This is a genomic window from Trinickia sp. (genome assembly GCF_051954495.1).
GTDB lineage: Bacteria > Pseudomonadota > Gammaproteobacteria > Burkholderiales > Burkholderiaceae > Trinickia.
In genome coordinates, this window is sequence record NZ_JBQCHR010000012.1 from 22,543 (window position 1) to 44,931 (window position 22,389).

Sequence of the window (22,389 nt, forward strand, 5' to 3'; positions counted from 1 at the left end):
TTCAGTGTCCTTCGTCGCCGTTCGTGTTCTCGCCTTGGCCGGGCAGATGCGGCGCCGAATGATGCGCTTGCGCCTTGCGCTCCGCTTCGTCCGCGTCCTCCTTTTCGCCCGAGAATTTCGCCCGGATCACGACGAAGAACATCGGGATGAAGAAGATCGCGAGGAATGTGGCCGTCAACATCCCGCCGATTACGCCCGTGCCGATCGCGTGCTGGCTGGCCGAACCCGCGCCGTTGCTGATCGCGAGCGGCAGCACGCCGAGAATGAACGCCAGCGACGTCATCAAGATCGGGCGCAGCCGCAGCCGCGACGCTTCCATGGCGGCTTCGACCGGACCCATGCCCTGGCTTTGCTGCAATTCCCGCGCGAATTCGACGATCAGAATCGCGTTCTTGGCCGACAAGCCCACGGTCGTGAGCAGGCCGACTTGGAAGAACACGTCGTTCTCGAGCCCGCGCAGCGTCGCGGCCAAGAGCGCGCCGATCACGCCGAGCGGCACCACCATGATGACCGAGAACGGGATCGACCAGCTTTCATAAAGCGCGGCCAAGCACAGGAACACCACGAGGATCGATACGCCGTAGAGAATCGGCGCTTGCGAACCCGATTGGATTTCCTGGTACGACAGCCCCGTCCACGAATAGCCGATGCCCGCAGGCAGCTTCGCCGCGATTTTCTGCATCGCCTGCATGGCCTGCCCCGTACTCTTGCCTTGCGCCGCGGCGCCCTGAATTTCCATCGACGATACGCCGTTGTATCGCTCGAGCTTGGGCGACCCGAAGGTCCAGTGCCCCGAGGCGAACGACGTGAACGGCACCATCGTGCCCGACGCGTTGCGTACGTACCAGTCGCTCATGTCCTCCGGCTTCATGCGGAACGGCGCATCGGCCATGACGTAAACCTTCTTGATCCGGTTGTCCGTATCGAGAAAGTTGTTCACGTATTGCGACGCCCAGGCCACCGAGAACGTCTGATCGATCGCTTGCGGCGACACGCCGAGCGCCTGCGCCTTTTCGCGGTCGATATCGACCTTGAACTGCGGCGTATCGTTGAGCCCGTTGGGCCGGACCAGCGCGAGCGTCGGGTCCTTCGACGCCATCCCGAGCAGCTGATTGCGCGCGGCCATCAGCGTGTCGTGTCCGAGGCCCGCATTGTCGGTCAGCTCGAAGTCGAAGCCCGACGCCGTTCCGAGTTCGGGGATCGACGGCGGATTGAACGGAATGACCATCGCGTCCTTGTAACGCGCGTAGTGCATGAACATCCGCTGGATGATCGCCTGCACCTTCTGGTCGGAGCCCTGGCGCAGCCCGTAATCCTTCAACCGCACGAATACCAGGCCCGAATTCTGGCCGCGGCCCGCGAAACTGAAGCCGTTCACCGTGAACACCGATTCGACGAGCGACTTTTCTTGTGTCAGCAGGTAGTCGGAAATATTCGAGAGCGTGCGCTCCGTGGTTTCCTGCGTCGACCCAGTGGGCGTCTGCACGAGCACGAACATCAACCCTTGGTCTTCGTCGGGCAGGAACGACTTCGGCAACCGCACGAACAACAGACCCACCGCCACGATCACGGCAAGGTAGATCACGAGCCAGCGGCCCGAGCGTCGAATGACGTGATGCACGCCGCTGTGATACTTGTCGCGGCTCTTGTCGAAGGTTCGGTTGAACCAGCCGAAGAAACCCGTCGTCGCCGCATGCTCGCCCGGTGCGATCGGCTTGAGAATGGTCGCGCACAGCGCCGGCGTCAGCACCAGGGCGACGAGCACCGACAGCACCATGGCGGACACGATCGTCAGCGAGAACTGACGATAGATCGCGCCGACCGAACCGCCCGACAGCGCCACCGGCACGAACACGGCCGAGAGCACGAGCGCCACGCCGACGAGCGCGCCCGTGATCTGGTCCATGGCCTTGCGGGTCGCCTCTCGTGGCGAGAGACCCTCCTCGCTCATCACGCGCTCGACGTTTTCCACCACGACGATCGCATCGTCCACGAGCAGACCGATCGCGAGCACGAGCCCGAACATGGACAGCACGTTGATCGAGAAGCCCACCACGTTCATGATCGCGAACGTGCCGAGCAGCACCACCGGCACGGCGATCGTCGGAATCAACGTCGCGCGCAGGTTCTGCAGGAACAGATACATGACGAGGAAGACGAGCACGATGCCTTCGAGCAGCGTCTTGATCACTTCCTCGATCGACAGGCGAACGAACGGCGTCGTGTCGTACGGGTATTTCACGACGAGACCGTGCGGGAAATACTTCGACAGTTCGTCGATCTTCGCGCGCACTTCCTTCGCCGTCTGCAGCGCATTCGCCCCGGTCGCGAGCTGGATGCCCATACCGGCCGTCGGCGAACCGTTGTACTTCGTGTCGAAGTTGTAGGTTTCGCCGCCGAGTTCGATGCGCGCGATATCCTTGATTCGCACTTGCGAACCGTCGGGATTCACCTTGAGCAAGACGTTGCCGAAATCCTGCGTCGTGCGCAGCAGCGTCTGTTCGGTAATGGTCGCCTGGAGCATCTGCCCCGGCACGGCCGGCGTGCCGCCGAGCTGGCCGCCCGCGATCTGGACGTTCTGCTGCTGCAACGCGGTGACGACGTCGCTCGGCGTCAAGCTGTAGTTCGTCAGCTTGGTCGGGTCGAGCCAGATCCGCATCGCATACTGCGTACCGAACAGCGTGACGGTGCCGACGCCGTCTTGCCGGCTGATGGGATCCTGAATGTGCGAAGCGACGTAGTTGGCCAGGTCGTACCGGCTCATGCTGCCGTCTTCGGAAACGAAAGCGAGCACGAGCAAGAAGCTGCTGCTCGACTTCGTCACCTTCGTGCCGAGCTGCTGCACGGCGGTCGGCAGGAGCGGCGTCGCGAGCGACAGCTTGTTTTGCACCTGAACCTGCGCGATATCGGGGTTCGTGCCGGCCGCGAACGTCAGCGTAATGGTGGCGGTACCCGAATCGTCGCTCGTCGAGGAAAGGTAGAGCAGATGGTCGAGCCCGCTCATCTGCTGCTCGATGACCTGCGTGACCGTGTTTTCGACCGTCTTCGCCGACGCGCCCGGATAGCTCGCCGAAATCTGGATCGACGGCGGCGCGATCGTCGGGTATTGCGCGATCGGAAGATTGAAGATCGACGCGACCCCCGCGAGCATCAGGATGATGGCGATCACCCACGCGAAGATCGGTCGATCGATAAAGAACTTAGCCATGTAGCGGGCTCTCCGTGATCAACCTGCAGACGCGCCCGAGGCCGGCGCGGCCCCGCTGCCGGCGGCCGGCGCCGAGGCGCCGCCCGCGACCGCGGGCAATTGCGCCGGCACGGCCTTCACTTGCATGCCGGGGTGCGCCTTCTCCGTGCCCTGCACGATCACGCGATCGCCGGGCTGAAGGCCGGCATCGACGATCCAGTTCGGACCCTGCATGCCGGCCGTGGTCAGCGTGTGCGGCACGACTTTGCCGTCGGCCCCGACCACGAGCGCAATGGCGGCGCCCTTTTGATCGTGCGTCACGCCCACCTGGGGCACGAGCATCGCCCGCTCGTTCACGCCTTCCTCGATACGCGCGCGAACGAACATGCCGGGCAGCAAGACGCGGTTCGGGTTCGGGAACGTCGCGCGGATCGTCACCGAGCCGGTCGACTGATCGACCGTCACGTCGGAGAACTGCAGCTTGCCCGTGATCGGATAAGGGCGGCCGTCTTCGAGGATCAGCGTGACCTTCGCGGCGCCTGGGCCGTTCGTCTTCAGGCGGCCCTCTTGCACTTCGCGGCGCAGCTTCAGGCCGTCGAGGCTCGATTGCGTGAGATCGACGTACACGGTGTCGAGCTGCTGAATCGTATCCATCAGCGTCGCCTGGCTCGCCTGCACGTAGGCGCCCGGCGTCACTTGGGACACGCCCGTGCGGCCCGAGATGGGCGCGACGACGTCGGTATAGCCCAAATTGATTTGCGCCGTCTCGACACTGGCCTTGCCGGCGGCGACGTCGGCCTCGGCCTGGCCTTGCGCGGCCACGGCGTTGTCGTAGTCTTGCTTGCTGACCGCGTTCGCGGCCACCAGCACCTTGTAGCGGTTCGCCTGTGCAGTCGTGGTGGCGAGATTGGCCTGCGCCTTCGCGAGCGTCGCCTTCGCGCTATTGAGCGCGGCTTGGTACGGCGCCGGGTCGATCTTGTAGAGCCGCTGGCCCGCCTTCACTTCGCTGCCTTCCGTGAATTCGCGCCGCTGCACGATGCCGTCCACGCGCGCGCGCACCTGTGCGACGAGAAATGCGCTCGTGCGGCCGGGCAATTCGGTGACCACGGGCACGGCGCTCGGCTGCACGGTAATGACGCCGACTTCGGGTATCTGCTGCGGCGGCGCCGACTGTTTTTGTCCGCACGCCGCGAGCGCCACAGCCGCGGTCGCGGCGCAGATTAAGCGAAATGGAACCGGTTGGACACGCATGGAGCGACCTCTGGTCTATGACTGGGAGCAAAATGATCCTGCCGCGCCTCTTCCCACGCGAGGCGCGCAGCGCGACGTTCGTCGCGTAACGCGTGATGCTCGACGCTTCAGGTAGTGCGATGAATGCCGGCGCGGGCGCACGCCGCCCGCGAGTAGGCGCGGCACGAGAGGCGAGGCTGCGAGCGGCATGCAATGGCCCGGCTCGCGCGCAAACGACTGCCGATATTACCCGCGAATTCGCTTTGGGCACTTCAAACGTCGACGCGTATTGTATATACATACTCGGCTGTATGTAAAATGCGAACTGTTACACCGTATTCAGGCCCGCGCGCGCCTTGCCTTTATTGGCTGAATTCCCATTAATTGGGCAGGACGGCGGCTCGAAGTCCCCTCACTCGCTCGCTTCGCGGGCGGCACGAACATGGTCAGACGCACGAAGGAAGAAGCCCTGCAGACCCGCGACCGCATCCTCGATGCGGCCGAACAGGTGTTTTACGACAAGGGAGTGTCGCGCACGTCGTTGGCCGACATCGCCACCCAGGCCGGGGTGACGCGAGGCGCGATTTATTGGCACTTCGCGAACAAGGGGGACTTGTTTACGGCGATGTTCGACCGTGTTCTGCTGCCGCTCGACGAGCTGCGCGCCAGACCGGCCGACGAGAATGGGAACGGGGACGACGCGCTCGCGCGCCTGTCCGCGATGCTCAAATGGTGCCTGCACGCCGCCGCGAGCGACGCGCGCCGGCGACGCGTGTTCGACATTCTGTTTCTGAAATGCGAATTCGTCGACGAGATGGGTCCCGTCAAGGAGCGCCACCAGACGAGTATGAACGAGGGCGTCGGCAAAATCGAAGAAGATCTGATGCTCGCGGTTCAACAGGGCTCGTTGCCGGCCGATCTAGATACGCGCTGCGGCGCGCTCTACCTGCATGCAATGATCGGCGGCTGCTTGCGCGATGCGCTGCTGCTGCCCGAGCGCGAGCGCTTCGGCTCGCGCAGCGACGCGTTCGTCGATGCCAGCATCGATGCGCTGCGTACGAGCCCCGCCATGCGCAAACCGAAGCGGGCGAAGAGCGAGTGAAGGCCCACGCGCCCGAACCTCAAGCGGTCATGACCGCGCGGGCGCGCGCCTTCTTGTTCGATGCCCCGATCGAGCCGCCCTCGAGCGGCTTGCCCGCCTGAACCGCGGCGATCCATGCATCCGTGTCGACGACCGCCGCGAATCGCGAGTGCATGACGACGGTGAACACCCGATGGATCTCCTCGGCGCTCGCATAGCCGGCCGCGTTCTCGTACGGGACGGCGCCCGTCGCATCGCTCAGGTATTCGACCTTCATGCCGGCATGCGACGCATGTAGCACCGTCGACACGTTGCAGTTGTGCGTCATGTAGCCGACGACCGCCAGCGTATCGATCTCGTGCGCGGTCAGCCAATCGGCCAAATCAGTCCCGGCGAAGGAGCTGGGCAATTCCTTTTCGATGAAATGATCGTGCTCGCGCTCGGCCACGACCGGGTGCAGCGCCCCGCCATGCGAGCCGCGAGCAAACAGCGACGCATCCGCCGGCGACATGTGCTGGACCACGATGACGGGCACGGCCTGCGCGCGCGCCGCGTCCATCGCGCGGCCGATATTGGCGAGCGAGTCCTGCATGCTCGGGTATTCGATCGGTAAATCGCCGGTGACGTATTCGTTTTGGACGTCGATGACGATCAATGCGCGGCGAGGGGACGTGTTCATGGCAGGGCTCCTTTCGATGATGGTCGTGACCGACGTCGCAGGTGCCGAAGGGCATGGGCGTTTTTTGCTCTGCCGGCCGAAGCGACGACGGGATGAGTCGCATTCTTCCCTGATCGCGGCCGGCTCGACAGCGGCCCTAATGCCATATATCGATAGAATCGGGCCAATCGTTATGCCATCCTTTCTCTTTCACGCCGACATGACGCTCGCCATGCCATCGCCCGATCGTCCGCCCATCGTCGCCGTCGTCGCGTTCGACGGCATCAGCCCTTTTCATCTATCGGTGCCGTGCATCGTCTTCGGCGACGATTACAGCGCCGGCGGCCTGCCGCGCTTCGACCTGCGGGTATGCGCCACCGCACCGGGCATCCTGCGCACGACGGCCGGCTTCACCATGAACGCGCCGCACGGGCTCGAGGCGATCGAAGCGGCCGACATCGTGATCGTGCCCAGCTGGTGCGACGCGCTGCAATCGCCGACCGATCCGCTCATCGATGCCCTTCGCTCGGCTCACGCGCGCGGCGCGCAAATGGTCGGGCTATGTCTGGGCGCATTCATCCTGGCCGCGGCAGGCATCCTCGACGGGCGCCCGGCAACGACACACTGGGCATGGGCCGAGCGGTTCGCTCGCCGCTATCCGGCCATACGCGTCGACGCGGCCGTCCTCTACGTGGACGACGGCGACGTGCTGACCTCCGCGGGCACCGCGGCCAGCCTCGACTGCTGCCTGCATCTGCTGCGTCGCCGCTATGGCGCGCGCGCGGCCAACTACGTGGCCAGGCGTCTCGTCGTGCCGCCGCATCGTCAGGGAAGCCAGGCGCAATTCGTCGAGCAGCCGGTCGGCATCGACGCGCGAGACGAACGATTGTCAGCCCTGCTCTCGTGGGCCCAGCAGAACCTTGGCGAGCCGCATTCGCTCGATTCCCTGGCCGAACGCGCGCTGATGAGCCGGCGCACGTTCACGCGACGCTTCAAACAAGCGACGGGTACGACGGTTGGCGCGTGGTTGCTCGGGGCACGCCTAGCGCGCGCCCAGCACTTGCTGGAAACGACCGACGACAGCGTCGACAGCGTCGCCGAAACAGCCGGCTTCGGTTCGGCCGTTTCCCTTCGGCAACACTTCGCGCAGGCGTTCAAGACGTCGCCGACGGCCTATCGGCGCGAGTTCCGCGGCGTTTGAGCGAGCGTGGGAAGATGGCCGAGCGGCCGAGCGGCTCAGCCGAACCAGTGCGACGCGTAGAGCAGCGCGGCCACGACCAAGACGACGGCCACCCACGCCCAGGTGGGCATGGCCTGAGGAGACGATCCTCGATGCAGCCCATGGGCGCCGCGCAGCGACGCGAGCGTGCCCGCCGCCCGGCCGCCGAGCGCAGCCGCGGCATCGTGGTCCCATGATTTGCGGCCGAGTCCCGCGAGATTGATCGGCCTCAAGAACACGTGCTGGCGCCGCGAGCCGCCCTGAGCGCGGTTCGCACGCTTGCCGTGCTTGGCTTCGACGACGGCGCAAAACTCGGCGAAGAAATCGTCGGCGAGTTCGTGCAGCGCGTTTTCGATCTGTCGCGGCGGCAACTCGGCCAGCGGCCCCGTCAACGTCGCCCAGACCGAATAATCGATCCGCGTTTCGCTGGGCTCGCTCGGCGCTTCGGACGCTCCGTCCCGCGCGCTCTCGCCGCCGAGCATGATGTCGATCTGCCCGCGCAAGGAGCCGACGCCTGTCGCGCAGGCCTTGAAATTCAACGTGCGATGCAGTGCCGCCTCGGCTTCGCTTTTAGATTCCTCTTCGGCGAGCCGCGCCTGCGCGCTCGCCACATGCGCACGCACATCGTAGCGCGCGCGCAACGGCCCGAGCGGCACCGTCAGCGTGAGTGCGTATTCTCCGCTTGGCAGCCGGCTGAACGCCTCGCAGTTTTCAAGGCTCGCACGCAGCAGCGCGATGTCCTGCAGCGCGTCGCGAACCGACGACGGAGGGAGCGGGATACGCAGCGCATCGGTCAGTTCCATGGCGGTGTCCTCGATGCTCCTTTCGTCGCCCTACGAAGTCTGGTCGATGCGGTCGACGCGCGACGAATAGAAGGCGAGGCAATCCTTGATTGCCTCCGCGCCCGGCAACGGAGCCTCGTAGCTCCACGCGGCGTCGCGCACGGGGCCGTCTTCCTCGGTGAGCAAATGGAAGTAGGATGCGTCGCCCTTGTAAGGGCAGTGCGAGGAGGACTCGGACCGCTGGAGGCGCGTCATGTTCACGTCTTCGCGCGGAAAGTAGAAGACGTCCGGCAAGCCCGTTTCCTTCAGCGTCAACCCACGGCTCGTGTCGGCAATGGTGATGCCGCCGTGAATGACGCGCAAGCGATGGCGGTTGGGCTCGATCGCGATACGGTGTGTGGCATCGGCATTCGTCATGGCAAAGTCCTCTGGCAAGGCGTATGCCGGGTGCCCGTGTGCACCGCACAAAAAAAGCCACGAGCGGGCGCCCGTGGCTTCATTATCGACGAAAGTCGCGCTGCGTGCGCAAACCTGCCGTGCGCTACTGCGTATTCCAGTGAAAATCCGCGCGTGCGCCCGGCGACTTGGCGACATTCACTTCACGCGTCTGATCCTCGTCCTTGTAGCGGGCGTGCACCGTATAGCGGCCCGGGGGCAGCTTCACGAGCATGTACGGGCCGCGCGCATCGGCTTTCAGCACGTCGGCGTCGTGCGGACCGACGATGCGGACATGGACGTCCGCCAGGTTGTCGGCGCCCGGGCCCGTGAAGCGATTGGCGTGGGGCCATTGGCGTTCGGCGCTCTTGAGCGCCGCGGACTCGTCGCTGCCGACGCCGCCCGATACGTAGGCGATGTCGCCCTGATGCTGAATCTGCGGCATGCCGCCGCCGTTTTGATTGCCCGCGCTCGTCATGTCCGTCGTCGTGCCGCCCACCGTGCCCGAGGCCTGCGCAAAGGCGCCGGCCGTCATACCAAGCGTGAGCGCCGCAGCCGCCGCGGCGAGCATCGTTTTCTTCTTGCTGGTTCGCGTTTGCATGTTCATTGCATCGCTCCTTCAAGTTGCGCGCCCGCCGCATTGCGACCGCGGCGCCACGGGGAACAGGTGAGCAAAGGGCGTTCCCGCCCCGCCGGGCTGTACCCAGCGGGCGCTAGGCGCGCGTAAGACTACAGGCGTCAGCTCAGATCGACCGGTACGAAGATTTGCGCGTTGTCGCGCTGAATCAACAGCGCCACGCTGTTGCCCGACTTCGCGATGACCTCGCGGAACTGCTGCACCGAGGTCACCGCACGGCCGTTGACCGCCAAAATCACATCGCCCGGCTGAATGCCCGCGCTGGCGGCAGGACCGCTCGACTGCTGCACCAGCAGCCCGTGCGAGAGCGACGTACCGTTGCGCTCCTGCGGCGTGAGCGGCCGCACGGCCACGCCGAGACGCCCTTGCTCCGACGCTTGCGCGCCGTTGTCCGCCACCTTCGTGTCGGATAGCGCGCCGAGCGTCACCGTCACCTGCTTCTTGCCCTTGTCGCGCCACACGTCGAGGGTCGCCTTCGCGCCAGGCTTCATGCTCGCGATTTGCGAGGGCAGATCGGTGGAGTCGTTCACCGGCGTGCCGTTCACGGCCAAGATGACGTCGCCGGCCTGCAAACCGGCCTTCGCGGCGGGGCCGCCCGGATCGACCGAGCTCACGAGGGCGCCGGCGGGCTTTTGCAAACCGAACGAATCGGCAAGCGTCTGATTCACGCCCTGCACGGCCACGCCGAGGCGGCCGCGGCTCACATGGCCGGTTTTCACGAGCTCGTCCTTCACGCGCATCGCTTCGTCGATCGGGATCGCGAAGGACAAGCCTTGGAAACCGCCCGTCTGCGAGTAGATCATCGAGTTGATGCCGATCACCTGACCTTGCAGATTGAACAGCGGGCCGCCCGAGTTGCCGGGGTTCACCGGCACGTCGGTCTGAATGAACGGCGTGTAGTTCTCGTTCGGCAGCGAACGCGCCTTCGCGCTGATGATGCCCGACGTGACCGTGTTGTCGAACCCGTACGGCGAGCCGATCGCGACCACCCACTGGCCGACCTTGCTTTGGTTCGGATCGCCCACCTTCACCGTGGGCAGATTCGACGCGTTGATTTTCAGCACCGCGACGTCGGACTGCTTGTCGGTGCCGACGACCTTGGCCTTGAACTCGCGCTTGTCGGTCAGCTTCACGGTGACGACGTTCGCCCCGTCCACCACGTGGGCGTTCGTCAGGATGTAGCCGTCGTTGCTGATGATGAAGCCCGAACCGAGGCTCGCGCTGGGCACGTCTTCCTGTCCGCCGCCGCCTTCGTCGCCGCCGTTGAAGCCCGGGAATTGACCGTAAAAGCGCTTGAAGAACTGATAGAACGGATCGCTCGGATCGACAGGCAGCTGCTGCATCGAGCGCCGCGACGTTTGCTTCACGACGTGCTTCGCGCTGATGTTGACGACCGCCGGCCCGTAGGTTTCCACGAGCCCGGAGAAGTCGGGGACGCCCGTTTTCGCAGCGGCCTCGGCAGGCATCAACGCGGCCGCCTGAGCGGACGAAATGATCTGAGGATCGGTGTGACGCGTGCCGGCCACGTAGCCGGCCGAAAGCGCGGCGGCCACCGCAATGGCCACGGCGCTGCGGGAAAGCGTTCTTGCGTTCATGGGAAAGGGCCTCCTTGCTTGATGTCAGCCAGAGTAAAAGCGCTGACTTAAAAGAGACTTAACGGTGAAAGGGTCCGACTAGAGCGCCGCGACCGCATCGGACCGGCGCTCGCCCCGAAACCGCACCGTGACGAGCAAGCCGCCGAGCGGCGCATCGGCCAACTCGACGTCGGCGCCATGCTGCGCACACACGCGTTTGACGATCGCGAGCCCGAGCCCGCTGCCCGACACGTCGGTACGCGCGCGCGCGGATGCATCGCGGTAGAAGCGATCGAACACGCGGGCACGCTCGTCGGCGGGAATGCCGGGGCCGCTGTCGGCGATCTGCACGCATGCTCCGCCGTCGGCCTGAGCCGACAACATCACGTCGATCCGCCCGCCAGGCGGCGTGTACTTGACCGCGTTGTCGAGCAGATTGCCGAACATCACACGCAACGAATCGGCGTCGGCGGCCACCGTGGCCGGCTGCGCCTCCCCGAAGCCCAGATCGATCCCGCCGCGCGCGGCAAGCGGCGCATGGGCCGCGACGCAATCGGCGAGCAACGCACGGAGATCGACAGCCTCCTTGACGGCGCTCGCATCGGGTTCCGCCCTTGCGAGCGCGAGCAGCTGTTCGGCCAAGCGCGTCGCGCGCGTGATGCCGGATTGGAGGTCGGCCAGAGCCTCGCGCCGCGCATCGGCGTCTTGCGCGCGCGCGACGAGCTGCGATTGAATCTGCACGGCGGCCAAGGGCGTGCGCAGCTCATGCGCCGCATCGGCGACGAAGGCGCGCTGCGTGTCGAGCGCCGCGGACAGCCTCGCCAGCAAGCCATTGAGCGCGCGCACGAGCGGACGCACCTCGAGCGGCAGACGCGCGTCGGGCAGCGGATCGAGCGCATCGGGCCGGCGCGCGTCGAGCGCGCGCGTAACGCGCGCGAGCGGCGCGAGCCCGCGCCCGACGATGCCCCATACGGCCACGCCGAGCAGCGGCAATAAAACGATGAGCGGCCACAACGTACGCAACGCGACGTTGGCGGCCAGGCGGTTGCGCACGGACAGCGGCTGCGCGAGCTGCACGACGTTGTCGCCCACGATGGCGCCGTACACGCGCCAATCGCCGCGATCGGTGCGCTCGGTCGAAAACCCGAGCTCCGCGCGCGGCGCGAGCGGCGCCCGCGGGTGCGAGTAGTACATCAGCGCGCCCGTGCGGCTCCAGATTTGGATGACGATCCCCTCGTCGGCGTCGTTGTGCGCGCCGAAAATCTGGGCGAACGGCTCGGAAGGCAGCGCCGCGGCGATCTCTTGCAGCTGATAATCGAAAAGCTCGTTGGCTTCGGCCAGCGCCTGCCGGTAAATGAGCCAGCCGGCCATGCCGACGCCGGCGAGGACGATTCCGAGCAGCCAGAACAGCAGTTGACGACGAATGGATTGCATCGATGCGTAGGGTTCCTTGCTTCTAGCGCGGACGGGGCATGGATCGCGCGGATCGGCGCCTCCTGCCTTTCATGGCCTTATTCCTTGGCGATCATGTAGCCGAGGCCGCGCACGTTGCGGATCAAATCCGCGCCGAGCTTCTTGCGCAGCGCGTGAATATAAACCTCGACCGTGTTGCTGCCGATCTCCTCGCCCCAGCCGTACATCTTCTCCTCGAGCTGAGTCTTGGACAGCACCGCGCCCGGCCGCGCGAGCAATGCTTCGAGCAGGGCGAATTCGCGCGCCGACAAGGCCACCGGGGCACCGTCGAGCGTCACTTGATGCCCGGCCGGATCGAGCGTGAGCGGCCCATGGCGTATCATCGATTCGCAGCGGCCCGACTGGCGACGAATCAACGCGCGCATACGGGCGCCCAGTTCGTCGAGATCGAACGGCTTGACGAGATAGTCGTCGGCGCCCGCGTCGAGCCCTTTCACGCGGTCGGCCACGGCGTCTCGCGCCGTGACGATCAGCACCGGCAGAGTGTTGCCGCGCGAGCGCAACGCGCGCAGAACGTCGAGCCCGTCGCGCTTGGGCAGCCCCAAATCGAGCAGAACGAGATCGTACGTCTCGGCGCCCGCCGCCGTCAGCGCCGCTTCTCCGTCCTGCACCCAATCGACGGCGAAACCGTCCCCGCGCAGCGCCTTGCGCACGCCTTCCGCGATCATGCGGTCGTCTTCGACTAGCAGTATTCGCATCGCCTCACGCTCATTTCCATTGCGTCCATGGCGGACTCACACGCGCATTCTAGCGGGTCCGGTTTGCCAAGTTCGCGCGCAGCGCTCGCAAGGTGGGCTCTACAATGTGCGCTTGCCGCGCCCGTTGCCGCGCGCCACCGCTTTCGCCCTTGCTCCAACCTGCATTTTTTCATGACGATCCACCCGCTCTTTCCGTCGCTTCGGCGAAGTACGACTCACTGGCGCACGATCTGCGCGACGCTCGCGGCAGCCGCGCTCGTCGTCGCCGCGCCCGCGGACGCACGCAAACCGCGCCGTCACGCTCATCAGGTCGTCACCGCGCCGCTTCCCGCTTCGGTGATGCACGCGCTCAGGCGCGCCGACGTGCCGCTGTCTTCGGTCAGCGTCGTCGTCGAGCGCATCGGCGACCGGACGCCGATCGTCGCCCTCAACGCCCAAACCCCGATGCTGCCGGCCTCGACGATGAAGCTCGTCACGACCTACGCGGGGCTATCGATCCTCGGCCCCGACTACCGTTGGCGCACGAGCGCCTATGCCGACGGCGACGTGGACCGCAACGGCGTGCTGCACGGCAATCTCTACATCCAAGGCACCGGCGATCCGAAACTCGTGCCCGAGGAGTTGATCGACCTGGTCGACAAGATTCGCCAAGCCGGCATTACGGGCGTCGACGGCGCGCTCGTGCTCGATAAACGCTTCTTCGACCCGTCCACGCGCGATTTGCCCCCCTTCGACGACGATGCCGAGGCGCCCTACAACGTCGGCCCCGATCCGCTGCTCTACGCGTTCAAATCGCTCTCGTTCACGCTCACGCCGTCGCCCGACGGCAACGTCGCCGTCGAGGTCATTCCGGCCCTCGCGCAATTGCAGATCGACAACACGCTGCATGCGAGCGCCGGAGCCTGCGTGGGGGTCGACACCGCGCTGACGCCGAGCGTCACGCCGCAGCCCAACGGCACCGTGGAAGCGCTGTTCTCGGGCGAGTATCCGCTGCGATGCGGCCCGCGAACGATCAACCTCGCCGTGCTCGATCACACCGCATTCTTCGCGGGCGGCTTTCTCGCGCTGTGGCGCTCGGTGGGCGGGACGCTCAACGGAACGACGCACGAAGGCGCCGTCCCCGCCGGCGCGCGGCTTCTGGCCGTGCACCGCGGGCCCGTGCTGGCCGACGTGGTTCGCGACATCAACAAGTTCAGCAACAACGTGATGGCGCGCAACCTGTTCCTGACGATCGGCGCCGTCGCGGACAAGCCGCCGGGCACCCCGGCGAAATCGGTGGACGTCATCGAAAGGTTCTTGCGGACGCAGGCGCTTTCCATGCCCGAGCTCACGCTCGCCAACGGTTCGGGCCTCTCGCGCGCGGAGCACATCAGCGCGAATTCGCTCGCCGATCTGCTCCAAAACGCGAATGCGAGCCCCGTGGCGCAGGTTTTCGTGGCCTCGCTCCCCGTCGCGGGCGTGGACGGCACGATGCGTAACCGGCTGCGCACCGAGCCCGTGCTCGGCAACGCGCACATCAAGACCGGAACGCTGAACGACGTGCGAGCGATCGCGGGCTACGTCGCAGCGGCCAACGGAGAAAGCTACGTCGTGGTCAGCTTCATCAACGACCGGCACGCAGCCGGTGCGCGCGCGGCGCATGATGCGCTGCTCGAATGGGTCTATCGGGGATTGCGCTAAGCCCCCGGTCGCGCGCGTGCGTGCGGCCGGGTGTCACCGCGCGGGCGCCTGGGCCACGCCCCCGCGCGCCGCCCCCATCGAGTATTTCTTCTACGATCGGATGAGGCCGTAAAAGGCGCAAGCGTGTACGCTGTCGGGCAACGACCGGTGCATGAGCGGATGGATACGTTTATCCGCGCACCCGGCGCGACCGCCCAAGCGGCGCCCGCTTGCGCTCGCCGGTACGCGCAGTGCACTCGCGCTGCCGAGCGAATGTCCGCGCGCGACGCGACAAGGACCCATAACGACGAGACACGAAGGAGGAAGCCGCCATGCAATTCGACGCCGAATTGCTTCTGCTCGCCATGGCGCCCCTCTTTCTCGCGTGCATCGGCTGGGAGGCGTGGCATCTCACGCGGACACGCGGCGCCGATCGCCTCTACAGTTGGCCAGACACGCTGTGCAATGCCGCGCTCGCGCTCATGCATCAGGGCGCCGACAAGCTCGCCTGGCTCGCCGTCGTTCCCGTCTATGAGTACGTCTACGCGCATTGGCGACTTTTCACGTGGGACGGCGGGTGGCGCTCGTTCGCGGTCCTGTTCGTGGCCCAGGACCTGCTCTACTACGTGTTTCACCGTTGCAGCCACCGCATTCGCTGGTTTTGGGCGGCGCACGTCGTCCATCACTCTTCAGAACGCCTAAATTTGTCGACCGCGTTTCGGCAAAGTCTCATGTACCCGATCGTCGGCATGTGGGCGTTTTGGACGCCGCTCGCGCTGCTGGGTTTTCCGCCCAAGCAAGTCATCGCGATCGTCCTCATCAATCTCGCGTTTCAATTTTTCGTTCACACGCAGGCGGTCAAGCGCCTAGGCTGGCTCGAATATGTGTTCAACACGCCGTCGATCCATCGCTGCCATCATGCGCGCAACCCGCGGTACATCGATTGCAACTTCGCGGGCGTGCTCGTGATCTGGGATCGGCTGTTCGGCACCTATGTGCCCGAGGACGCGCTCGACGCGCCGCGCTATGGGATCGTCGAGCCGCTCGATACCTACAACCCTTTGACGGCGACGTTTCACGAGTGGCGCTCGATGCTCGCCGACGCCCTGCACGCGCCGCGCTTCAGCGATAAGCTGCGCGCGGTCTTCGGGCCGCCCGAGTGGGCGGCTGCCTATCATGCAAAACAAGCGGATTACACGTCACATCACGGCCATGCGGCATATACGAGGAGATGAAGTCGATGGAACACGGTAAGAAAACTCAAAAGAACACCTGGCTGCGCGTGGCGCAAGGCTCTATCGCAAGCGCGGCGTTCGCGTTGCTCGCAGCCTGCGGCGGCGGAGGCGGAGACTCGGCCCCGGCAAGTTCGACGCCCGCGGGCGGCGTGACCCTGCAGGCCGTCTCGTTCGGCGACAGCCTCTCCGATGTCGGCACCTACGCGTGGTACGCGAAGGCGAACTTCGGCGGCGGCGAGTTCACGACGAATCCGGGCAAGATTTGGACGGAAGACGTCGCGGCCTACTATGGCAGCTCCCTCACGCCCGCCTACTCCGGCGGCTTCACGATGGCGACGCCGACAGCGCTCGGCGGCTTCGGCTATGCCCAAGGCGGCGCGCGCGTCGCGCTGCAGCCCGGCATCAGCAACCCGACACTGAGCACGGTGCCGGTTACGACGCAAATTCAAAATTACCTTACCGCGCACGGCAGCTTCAATGCCAATCAGCTCGTGATGATTCAAGGCGGCGCCAACGACATCTTCACGGCTGCCACGATCATCGCCGCCAACCCCGCCAGCGCGGCGACGCAAGTCACGGCCATTCAAAACGCGGCGATCGCGCTTGCCGGCGCCGTCGGCACCTTGCTGCAAAACGGCGCGACGAAGGTCGTACTCGTGAACGTGCCCGACATCGGCAAGACGCCGCTCGGTTTGTCGTCCTCGGACGGCGGCGCGCTGCTCACGCAGTTGAGTCAAGCATTTAACCTCACCCTCACCACGGCCTTGACCCAAGGCGGCATCTTGAACAAAGTGATCTACGTCGACGCCTACACGTTTATCGACAACATGTCGGCCGCCGCGTCCGCCAACGGCTTCGCCGTAGGGAACACCGGTACGGCCTGCAACCTGACGCAGATGGCGACATCGGCCACGGCGTACGGCACGGCCAACCCGAGCGTGCTCAACGGCATGACGCCGCAGCAATTCGGCCAATCGCTGGCGTCGTCGCTGTTCTGCTCGCCGCAAATGTACACGACGGCCGGCGCGGATCAGAGCTACATGTTCGCCGACAGCGTGCACCCGACGACGCGCCTGCATGCGCTGTTCGCTCAACAAGTCGAGAAGCAAATCGCAGCGGCCGGCATCGGCAAGTAATGCGGCATGCCTGACCGAGGTGCGCGGCTCCTAGCGCCACGCACTTCAAAGCGAAACGCCCGGTTCGCTGGAGCGACACCGGGCGCTTTGTTCAAGCTCCACTCGAATCAGCCTTGCTTTAGTGCTTCTCGATGCCTCGCCGGCCCGACGGACGCGCTAAGCCTGCGCCTCGAATGCCGCGGCGGCTCTCCCGAGCCGGTCGTTGACGGCGACCCATTCGGGCGTATCGGGCAACCTTTCAACGAAGATACGGGACACATCGGCGCGGTCGAGCGCACGCAAAAATCCGTACAACTCGCGCGCGTAAACATGCGGATCTTCCGGCGCCGCCACGAAATGGACATTGCTCGCGTCGGCCCACGCGCCGGCGCTCGATGCGCGGGCAACCAAAGCGACACGCATGCCGTTAGCCGCCGCGACCGCCAACATCGGCTCGAGCGAATCGAACGGCAACAGAGCGAGCGGCGTACGCGGCGCGTAATGCGCCTTGAGCGTGCCCGACGCACGGGGCGCCGTCGCATCGCTGCCATCGGGCAGCCGAGGCGCGACGCCGAGCACATCGGCAATTTCGTGCGGCGTCACCCGCCCCGGCCGCAGCAGTGCCGGAAAACCGCGCGAAAGGTCGAGGATCGTCGACTCGATTCCCACTTCGCAGGCGCCGCCGTCGAGCACATGGATCGCGCCGCCAAATTCGTCGCGAACGTGCTGGGCCGTCGTCGGACTGACATGGCCGAAGCGGTTGGCCGATGGCGCCGCCACGCCGCCGTGCCCGCCGCGACGCGCGCTGAACGCCTCGAGCAGCCGCTGAGCAACCGGATGCGACGGACAACGAAGGCCGACGGACGTCTGCCCGCCGCTGACGGCATCGGGAATGCGCGCCGCGCGCTCGAGAATCAGCGTCAACGGCCCCGGCCAAAACGCGTCGATGAGCTTTTGCGCGTCGGCCGGCATGTGCGCGACCCAGTACTGCGGATCGCCATGCGGCGCCAAATGCACGATGACGGGATGGCTGGCCGGCCGGCCTTTCGCCGCGTAGATGCGCGCGACGGCCGCGGGGCTCTCGGCGTCGCCGCCGAGCCCGTAGACCGTTTCGGTCGGGAACGCAACGAGTTCGCCCGAATCCAGCAGCGCGGCGGCCTCGTCGATCTGCGCGTCGGACACCATCGGCATGCCGGACGTGGCGGGTGAAGTGGGACGTTCGGACATCGTCGTCGAGCCTTGAAACCTTGCCTCGCTTTTGACCTTGCCCGCTCAGGCGAGCGGGATATGCAGCAGCCGCGCGCAGTCGCGAGCGGCCGTGCGCGCTTCATCGAGCGTGGCGGCCGTAAAGTTCACGTGCCCCATCTTGCGCCCGGGCCGCGCCTCTTCCTTGCCGTACAGGTGCAAACGCGCGGCCGGCATGGCGGCCACTTCATGCCACGGCGGCGTGACGGGTGCGGCGCACGCCGAGCCGTTGGGGCTGCCCGGAAACCAGACGTCGCCGAGGATATTGAGCATCACTGCGGGCGAATGTTGGCGCGTGTCGCCGAGCGGCATGCCCGTCATCGCGCGCACTTGCTGCTCGAACTGGCTCGCCGCGCAGGCGTCGACGGTGTAATGCCCCGAATTGTGCGGCCGCGGCGCCATTTCGTTGGCAACGAGCGAACCATCCTCGAGCACGAAGAACTCGACGCACAGCACCCCCACGTAATCGAGCTTCTCGGCAATGCTGACCGCCGCCAACTGGGCCCGTTCGACGAGGGCCGGCGATGCGTCGGGCGCCGGCACGACCGTGAGCGCCAGCACGCCGCCGCGGTGCAGATTTTGCGCGAGCGGATAGACGGCGGCGGCGCCGTTGGTGCCGCGCGCAATGAGCGCCGAGACTTCGAACTTCAACGGCAGACGCTTTTCGAGCACGCACGGCACGCCGCCGAGCGCGCTGTAGGCGTCGCGCACTTCATCGGCGCTCGCGACACGCACCTGGCCCTTGCCGTCGTAGCCGAGCCGCGCCGTTTTAAGGATGCCGGGCAACACGGCCGCCAGCGCCTCGTCGTCGATCGCGGCAAGCGCATCGGACGATTCGATCACGACGTGCGGTGCGACGGGCACGCCGGCTTCGGCGATAAAGCGCTTCTCAGCGATGCGATCCTGCGCGATCGCCACGCAGCGCCCGGCCGGGCTCACGAACGTGGAGCGCGCCAAAAAATCGAGGCTTGCCGCCGGCACGTTCTCGAACTCCGTCGAAACGGCCGCGCATAGGCGCGCGAGTTCCGTCAGCGCGGCTTCATCGGTGTAGGCGGCGCGCAGATGCCGGTCGGCCACGCTGCCGGCGGGGCTCGACTCGTCGGGATCGAGCACGGCCACGCGATAGCCCATCGCCTGGGCAGCGAAGCAGAACATGCGGCCGAGCTGGCCGCCGCCGACCATCCCGAGCCAAGCGCCGGGCATGATCGGTGAAACGGGGGTGTTCTCTTGGTTCATCTTAGTGGTCGGTCACGGCAAACGGGCGGCAATGCCCGTGGAACCGGAAAACGGTCGCGAAAACGGGACCAGCGAAAAGGGCCGCCCGAGCATCGCGGCGGCCACCATTCTTACAGCGGCGGCAGCACCATCGCGTGAGCCGCCTCGTTTTGTCGGACGCGGAACGCAGCAAGCCTGTTCGCGTAGTCCGGCGAGGTACCCGCCAGCATCGATACGGCGAACAGCGCCGCATTGGCCGCGCCCGCCTCGCCGATCGCGAACGTCGCCACGGGCACGCCCTTCGGCATCTGTACGATCGAGTGCAGCGAATCGACGCCCTTCAGGTACTTGCTCGCAACCGGCACGCCCAGCACCGGCACCGTGGTCTTCGCGGCAAGCATGCCTGGAAGATGCGCCGCGCCGCCGGCGCCGGCGATGATCGCGCGCAGGCCGCGCTCGCGCGCGCGCTCGGCGTAGTCGAACATCTCGTCGGGCATGCGGTGCGCGGACACGACCTTCGCTTCGTACGGGACTTCGAACTCCTGCAGGATCGCCACCGCATGCTTCATGACGTCCCAATCGGAACTCGATCCCATCAACACGCCGATGAGCGGCGCGCTATGCGTGTGGGCGGATTGGACTACTTCGCTCATCGTGCGGATTCCCTTGTTCGCCGATTGAATCGCCCGCTTACGCGAGCTTTTGCCCAGTCAGCCGCTCGAGCGCTTCCTGGTACTTTTCGCTCGTCTTGGCGATGACGTCCTCGGGCAGCTTCGGCGCCGGCGGCGTCTTGCCCCAATTCTGGGCTTCGAGCCAGTCGCGCACGAACTGCTTGTCGAACGACGGCGGGTTCGTGCCGACTTGGTACTGATCGGCCGGCCAAAAACGCGACGAATCGGCCGTCAGCGCTTCGTCCATGAGGAACAGCTTGCCGTGGCTGTCGAGCCCGAATTCGAACTTGGTGTCGGCGATGATGATGCCGCGCGTGGCGGCATAGTCCGACGCTTCCTTGTACAGCTTGATCGAAATGTCGCGAATCGTCGCGGACAGCTCGGTGCCGATGCGGCGCTCGCACTCCTCGAACGTGATGTTTTCGTCGTGGTGCCCCATCTCGGCCTTAGCGGCCGGCGTAAAGATGGGCTCGGGCAGCTTCTGCGCGTTTTGCAGGCCGGGGGGCAACTGCACGCCGCAGACGGCGCCCGTCGCTTGATAGTCTTTCCAGCCGCTGCCGGCCAGATAGCCGCGCACGACCGCCTCGACGAGGATCGGCTCCAGCCGCTTGACGACGACTGCGCGCCCCTGCACTTGCTCGACTTCGTTCGGCGCGACGACGCTTTCGGGCGCCACATCCGTCATATGGTTCGGCACGATGTGCTGCAGGCGCTCGAACCAGAAATTGGCCATCTGGTTCAGCACTTGGCCCTTGCGCGGAATCGGCTCGCCCATGATGACGTCGAATGCCGACAGACGATCGGTCGTGACGATCAGCAACTTGTCGTTGCCGACGGCGTAGTTGTCGCGGACCTTGCCGCGGCCGAGCAGCGGCAGCGAGCGTAGCGAGGATTCGTAGAGGGTAGACATCGTCGTGAGCCGTCAGTCGAGAGTGATGAACGAATGAAACGAAAGGCGCTTCGTGACGCTTGAGCCACGAGCCGCCAAACCACAAATTCTACAAAACAACAAAAGGCAAACGCCGTTCCCATCGATAGATCGGAACGGCGATCGCCCTTCACACCGGCCGCGCAGCCCTCGCGCGGCCTTTCGTGCGGCCTAGCGGCGGGTTAGCGAACGACTTGCGCCAGCTCGCCCGCCTTGTACTTCTCGGCCATCTTGTCGAGCGAGATCGGCTTGATCTTGCCCGCCTGGCCTTCGCAGCCGAACGCGACATAGCGATCGACGCAAATCTTCTTGGCCGCTTCGCGCGCGGGCTTCAGGTAGTCGCGCGGGTCGAACTTGCTCGGATTTTCGAACAGGTAGCGGCGAATCGCACCCGTGATCGCCAGACGCAAATCGGTGTCGATGTTGATCTTGCGCACGCCGTGCTTGATCCCTTCCTGAATTTCCTCGACCGGCACGCCGTACGTTTCCTTCATGTCGCCGCCGAACTCGCGGATTTCGGCCAGCAGATCCTGCGGCACCGACGACGAGCCGTGCATCACGAGGTGCGTGTTCGGGATGCGCGCGTGAATTTCCTTGATGCGGTCGATCGCCAGGATGTCGCCCGTCGGCTTCTTCGTGAACTTGTAGGCGCCGTGCGACGTGCCGATGGCAATGGCCAACGCATCGCACTGCGTCTTCTTCACGAAATCGGCGGCCTGCTCGACGTCCGTCAGCAGCTGCTCGCGCGTCATCGTGCCTTCGGCGCCATGGCCGTCTTCCTTGTCGCCCTTCATCGTTTCGAGCGAGCCGAGCACGCCGAGCTCGGCCTCCACCGTCACGCCGATCGAATGCGCCATCTCAACCACCTTGCGCGACACCTCGACATTGTATTCGTACGACGCGACGCTCTTGCCGTCGGCCTCGAGCGAACCGTCCATCATGACGCTCGAGAAGCCGCTGCGAATCGCCGCCATGCAAACGGCCGGCGATTGGCCGTGATCCTGGTGCATGACGACCGGGATATGCGGATACGACTCGATCGCCGCCTCGATTAGGTGGCGCAGGAACGCTTCACCCGCGTATTTGCGGGCGCCGGCCGACGCTTGCATGATGACGGGCGCGCCGACCTGATCCGCCGCGGCCATGATGGCTTGCACTTGCTCGAGATTGTTCACGTTGAACGCCGGCAGGCCGTAGCCGTGCTCGGCTGCGTGGTCCAGCAGTTGACGCATTGATACGAGAGGCATGCTGTACTCCTTGGATTGAAATCTGGGGTGCTCGGTCGGCACTTTTCTGTGCGAATGCACGATTTTATCGCGAAGCGGGGGCGCAACCCTCGCTTTGGGG

At 65.6% G+C, this 22,389-nt stretch carries 19 protein-coding genes; 5 read left to right on the forward strand and 14 right to left on the reverse strand.

All coding sequences use genetic code 11. From position 1 onward, the window contains the following. Window position 1: 1 nt before the first annotated feature. Both ACTHNR_RS01155 and ACTHNR_RS01160 read right to left on the reverse strand, forming a co-directional pair. Entirely contained in the window at window positions 2–3,208 is a 3,207-nt protein-coding gene (locus ACTHNR_RS01155; protein WP_440545569.1) for an efflux RND transporter permease subunit, read from the reverse strand. Window positions 3,209–3,226: 18 nt separating this feature from the next. Next, on the reverse strand, window positions 3,227–4,438 hold the full coding sequence (locus ACTHNR_RS01160) for an efflux RND transporter periplasmic adaptor subunit (protein WP_440545570.1): 1,212 nt from the start codon (window positions 4,436–4,438) through the stop codon (window positions 3,227–3,229). Window positions 4,439–4,859: 421 nt separating this feature from the next. Here ACTHNR_RS01160 and ACTHNR_RS01165 point away from each other — a divergent pair, with 421 nt between their 5' ends. Continuing rightward, window positions 4,860–5,519 (forward strand): TetR family transcriptional regulator, encoded by a 660-nt coding sequence (locus ACTHNR_RS01165; RefSeq protein ID WP_440545571.1) that lies wholly within the window; start codon window positions 4,860–4,862, stop codon window positions 5,517–5,519. 19 nt (window positions 5,520–5,538) lie between these two features. Here ACTHNR_RS01165 and ACTHNR_RS01170 read toward each other — a convergent pair whose 3' ends face one another. After that, entirely contained in the window at window positions 5,539–6,177 is a 639-nt protein-coding gene (locus tag ACTHNR_RS01170; RefSeq protein ID WP_440545572.1) for a cysteine hydrolase family protein, read from the reverse strand. A 199-nt stretch (window positions 6,178–6,376) separates the two neighbouring features. Here ACTHNR_RS01170 and ACTHNR_RS01175 point away from each other — a divergent pair, with 199 nt between their 5' ends. Next, the gene (locus ACTHNR_RS01175) at window positions 6,377–7,357 is read left to right on the forward strand and encodes a GlxA family transcriptional regulator (protein WP_440545607.1); all 981 of its coding nucleotides are present in this window, start codon (window positions 6,377–6,379) and stop codon (window positions 7,355–7,357) included. 35 nt (window positions 7,358–7,392) lie between these two features. On the opposite strand, the gene ACTHNR_RS01180 is transcribed toward ACTHNR_RS01175, so the two are convergent. The 6 genes from ACTHNR_RS01180 to ACTHNR_RS01205 form a co-directional block, all read right to left on the reverse strand. Further along, window positions 7,393–8,178: a CoxG family protein gene (locus tag ACTHNR_RS01180; RefSeq protein ID WP_440545573.1), complete on the reverse strand. Its 786-nt coding sequence runs from the start codon at window positions 8,176–8,178 to the stop codon at window positions 7,393–7,395. Between the two features lie 30 nt (window positions 8,179–8,208). Beyond that, window positions 8,209–8,574, reverse strand: a complete 366-nt coding sequence (locus tag ACTHNR_RS01185; protein WP_440545574.1) for a DUF427 domain-containing protein — start codon at window positions 8,572–8,574, stop codon at window positions 8,209–8,211. A 124-nt stretch (window positions 8,575–8,698) separates the two neighbouring features. After that, window positions 8,699–9,193 carry a carboxypeptidase regulatory-like domain-containing protein gene (locus tag ACTHNR_RS01190; protein ID WP_440545608.1) on the reverse strand — a complete coding sequence of 165 codons (495 nt, stop codon included), beginning with the start codon at window positions 9,191–9,193 and terminating at the stop codon, window positions 8,699–8,701. A 137-nt stretch (window positions 9,194–9,330) separates the two neighbouring features. After that, a complete protein-coding gene (locus ACTHNR_RS01195; RefSeq protein ID WP_440545575.1) occupies window positions 9,331–10,824 on the reverse strand; it encodes a DegQ family serine endoprotease in 1,494 nt (497 codons plus the stop codon). A gap of 78 nt (window positions 10,825–10,902) precedes the next feature. Continuing rightward, the gene (locus ACTHNR_RS01200; protein ID WP_440545576.1) at window positions 10,903–12,237 is read right to left on the reverse strand and encodes an ATP-binding protein; all 1,335 of its coding nucleotides are present in this window, start codon (window positions 12,235–12,237) and stop codon (window positions 10,903–10,905) included. Between the two features lie 77 nt (window positions 12,238–12,314). Further along, window positions 12,315–12,974 carry a response regulator gene (locus ACTHNR_RS01205; protein WP_440545577.1) on the reverse strand — a complete coding sequence of 220 codons (660 nt, stop codon included), beginning with the start codon at window positions 12,972–12,974 and terminating at the stop codon, window positions 12,315–12,317. A 171-nt stretch (window positions 12,975–13,145) separates the two neighbouring features. Here ACTHNR_RS01205 and dacB point away from each other — a divergent pair, with 171 nt between their 5' ends. The 3 genes from dacB (at window position 13,146) to ACTHNR_RS01220 (ending at window position 17,004) form a co-directional block, all read left to right on the forward strand. Then, window positions 13,146–14,654 carry a D-alanyl-D-alanine carboxypeptidase/D-alanyl-D-alanine endopeptidase gene (dacB, locus tag ACTHNR_RS01210; protein ID WP_440545578.1) on the forward strand — a complete coding sequence of 503 codons (1,509 nt, stop codon included), beginning with the start codon at window positions 13,146–13,148 and terminating at the stop codon, window positions 14,652–14,654. A gap of 311 nt (window positions 14,655–14,965) precedes the next feature. Further along, on the forward strand, window positions 14,966–15,868 hold the full coding sequence (locus ACTHNR_RS01215) for a sterol desaturase family protein (protein ID WP_440545579.1): 903 nt from the start codon (window positions 14,966–14,968) through the stop codon (window positions 15,866–15,868). 5 nt (window positions 15,869–15,873) lie between these two features. Beyond that, window positions 15,874–17,004, forward strand: a complete 1,131-nt coding sequence (locus ACTHNR_RS01220) for an SGNH/GDSL hydrolase family protein (protein WP_440545580.1) — start codon at window positions 15,874–15,876, stop codon at window positions 17,002–17,004. A 156-nt stretch (window positions 17,005–17,160) separates the two neighbouring features. On the opposite strand, the gene ACTHNR_RS01225 is transcribed toward ACTHNR_RS01220, so the two are convergent. From ACTHNR_RS01225 to fba, 5 genes are all read right to left on the reverse strand, one after another. Continuing rightward, window positions 17,161–18,210, reverse strand: a complete 1,050-nt coding sequence (locus ACTHNR_RS01225) for an L-threonylcarbamoyladenylate synthase (protein ID WP_440545581.1) — start codon at window positions 18,208–18,210, stop codon at window positions 17,161–17,163. A 45-nt stretch (window positions 18,211–18,255) separates the two neighbouring features. After that, complete coding sequence (locus ACTHNR_RS01230) at window positions 18,256–19,464, reverse strand: 5-(carboxyamino)imidazole ribonucleotide synthase (RefSeq protein ID WP_440545582.1); 1,209 nt, start codon at window positions 19,462–19,464, stop codon at window positions 18,256–18,258. A gap of 110 nt (window positions 19,465–19,574) precedes the next feature. Continuing rightward, window positions 19,575–20,096, reverse strand: a complete 522-nt coding sequence (gene purE, locus ACTHNR_RS01235; RefSeq protein ID WP_440545583.1) for a 5-(carboxyamino)imidazole ribonucleotide mutase — start codon at window positions 20,094–20,096, stop codon at window positions 19,575–19,577. A gap of 37 nt (window positions 20,097–20,133) precedes the next feature. Further along, on the reverse strand, window positions 20,134–21,024 hold the full coding sequence (locus ACTHNR_RS01240; RefSeq protein WP_440545584.1) for a phosphoribosylaminoimidazolesuccinocarboxamide synthase: 891 nt from the start codon (window positions 21,022–21,024) through the stop codon (window positions 20,134–20,136). 200 nt (window positions 21,025–21,224) lie between these two features. Next, window positions 21,225–22,289, reverse strand: coding sequence for a class II fructose-bisphosphate aldolase (gene fba, locus ACTHNR_RS01245; protein WP_440545586.1), 1,065 nt, complete (start codon window positions 22,287–22,289; stop codon window positions 21,225–21,227). Window positions 22,290–22,389: the final 100 nt, after the last annotated feature.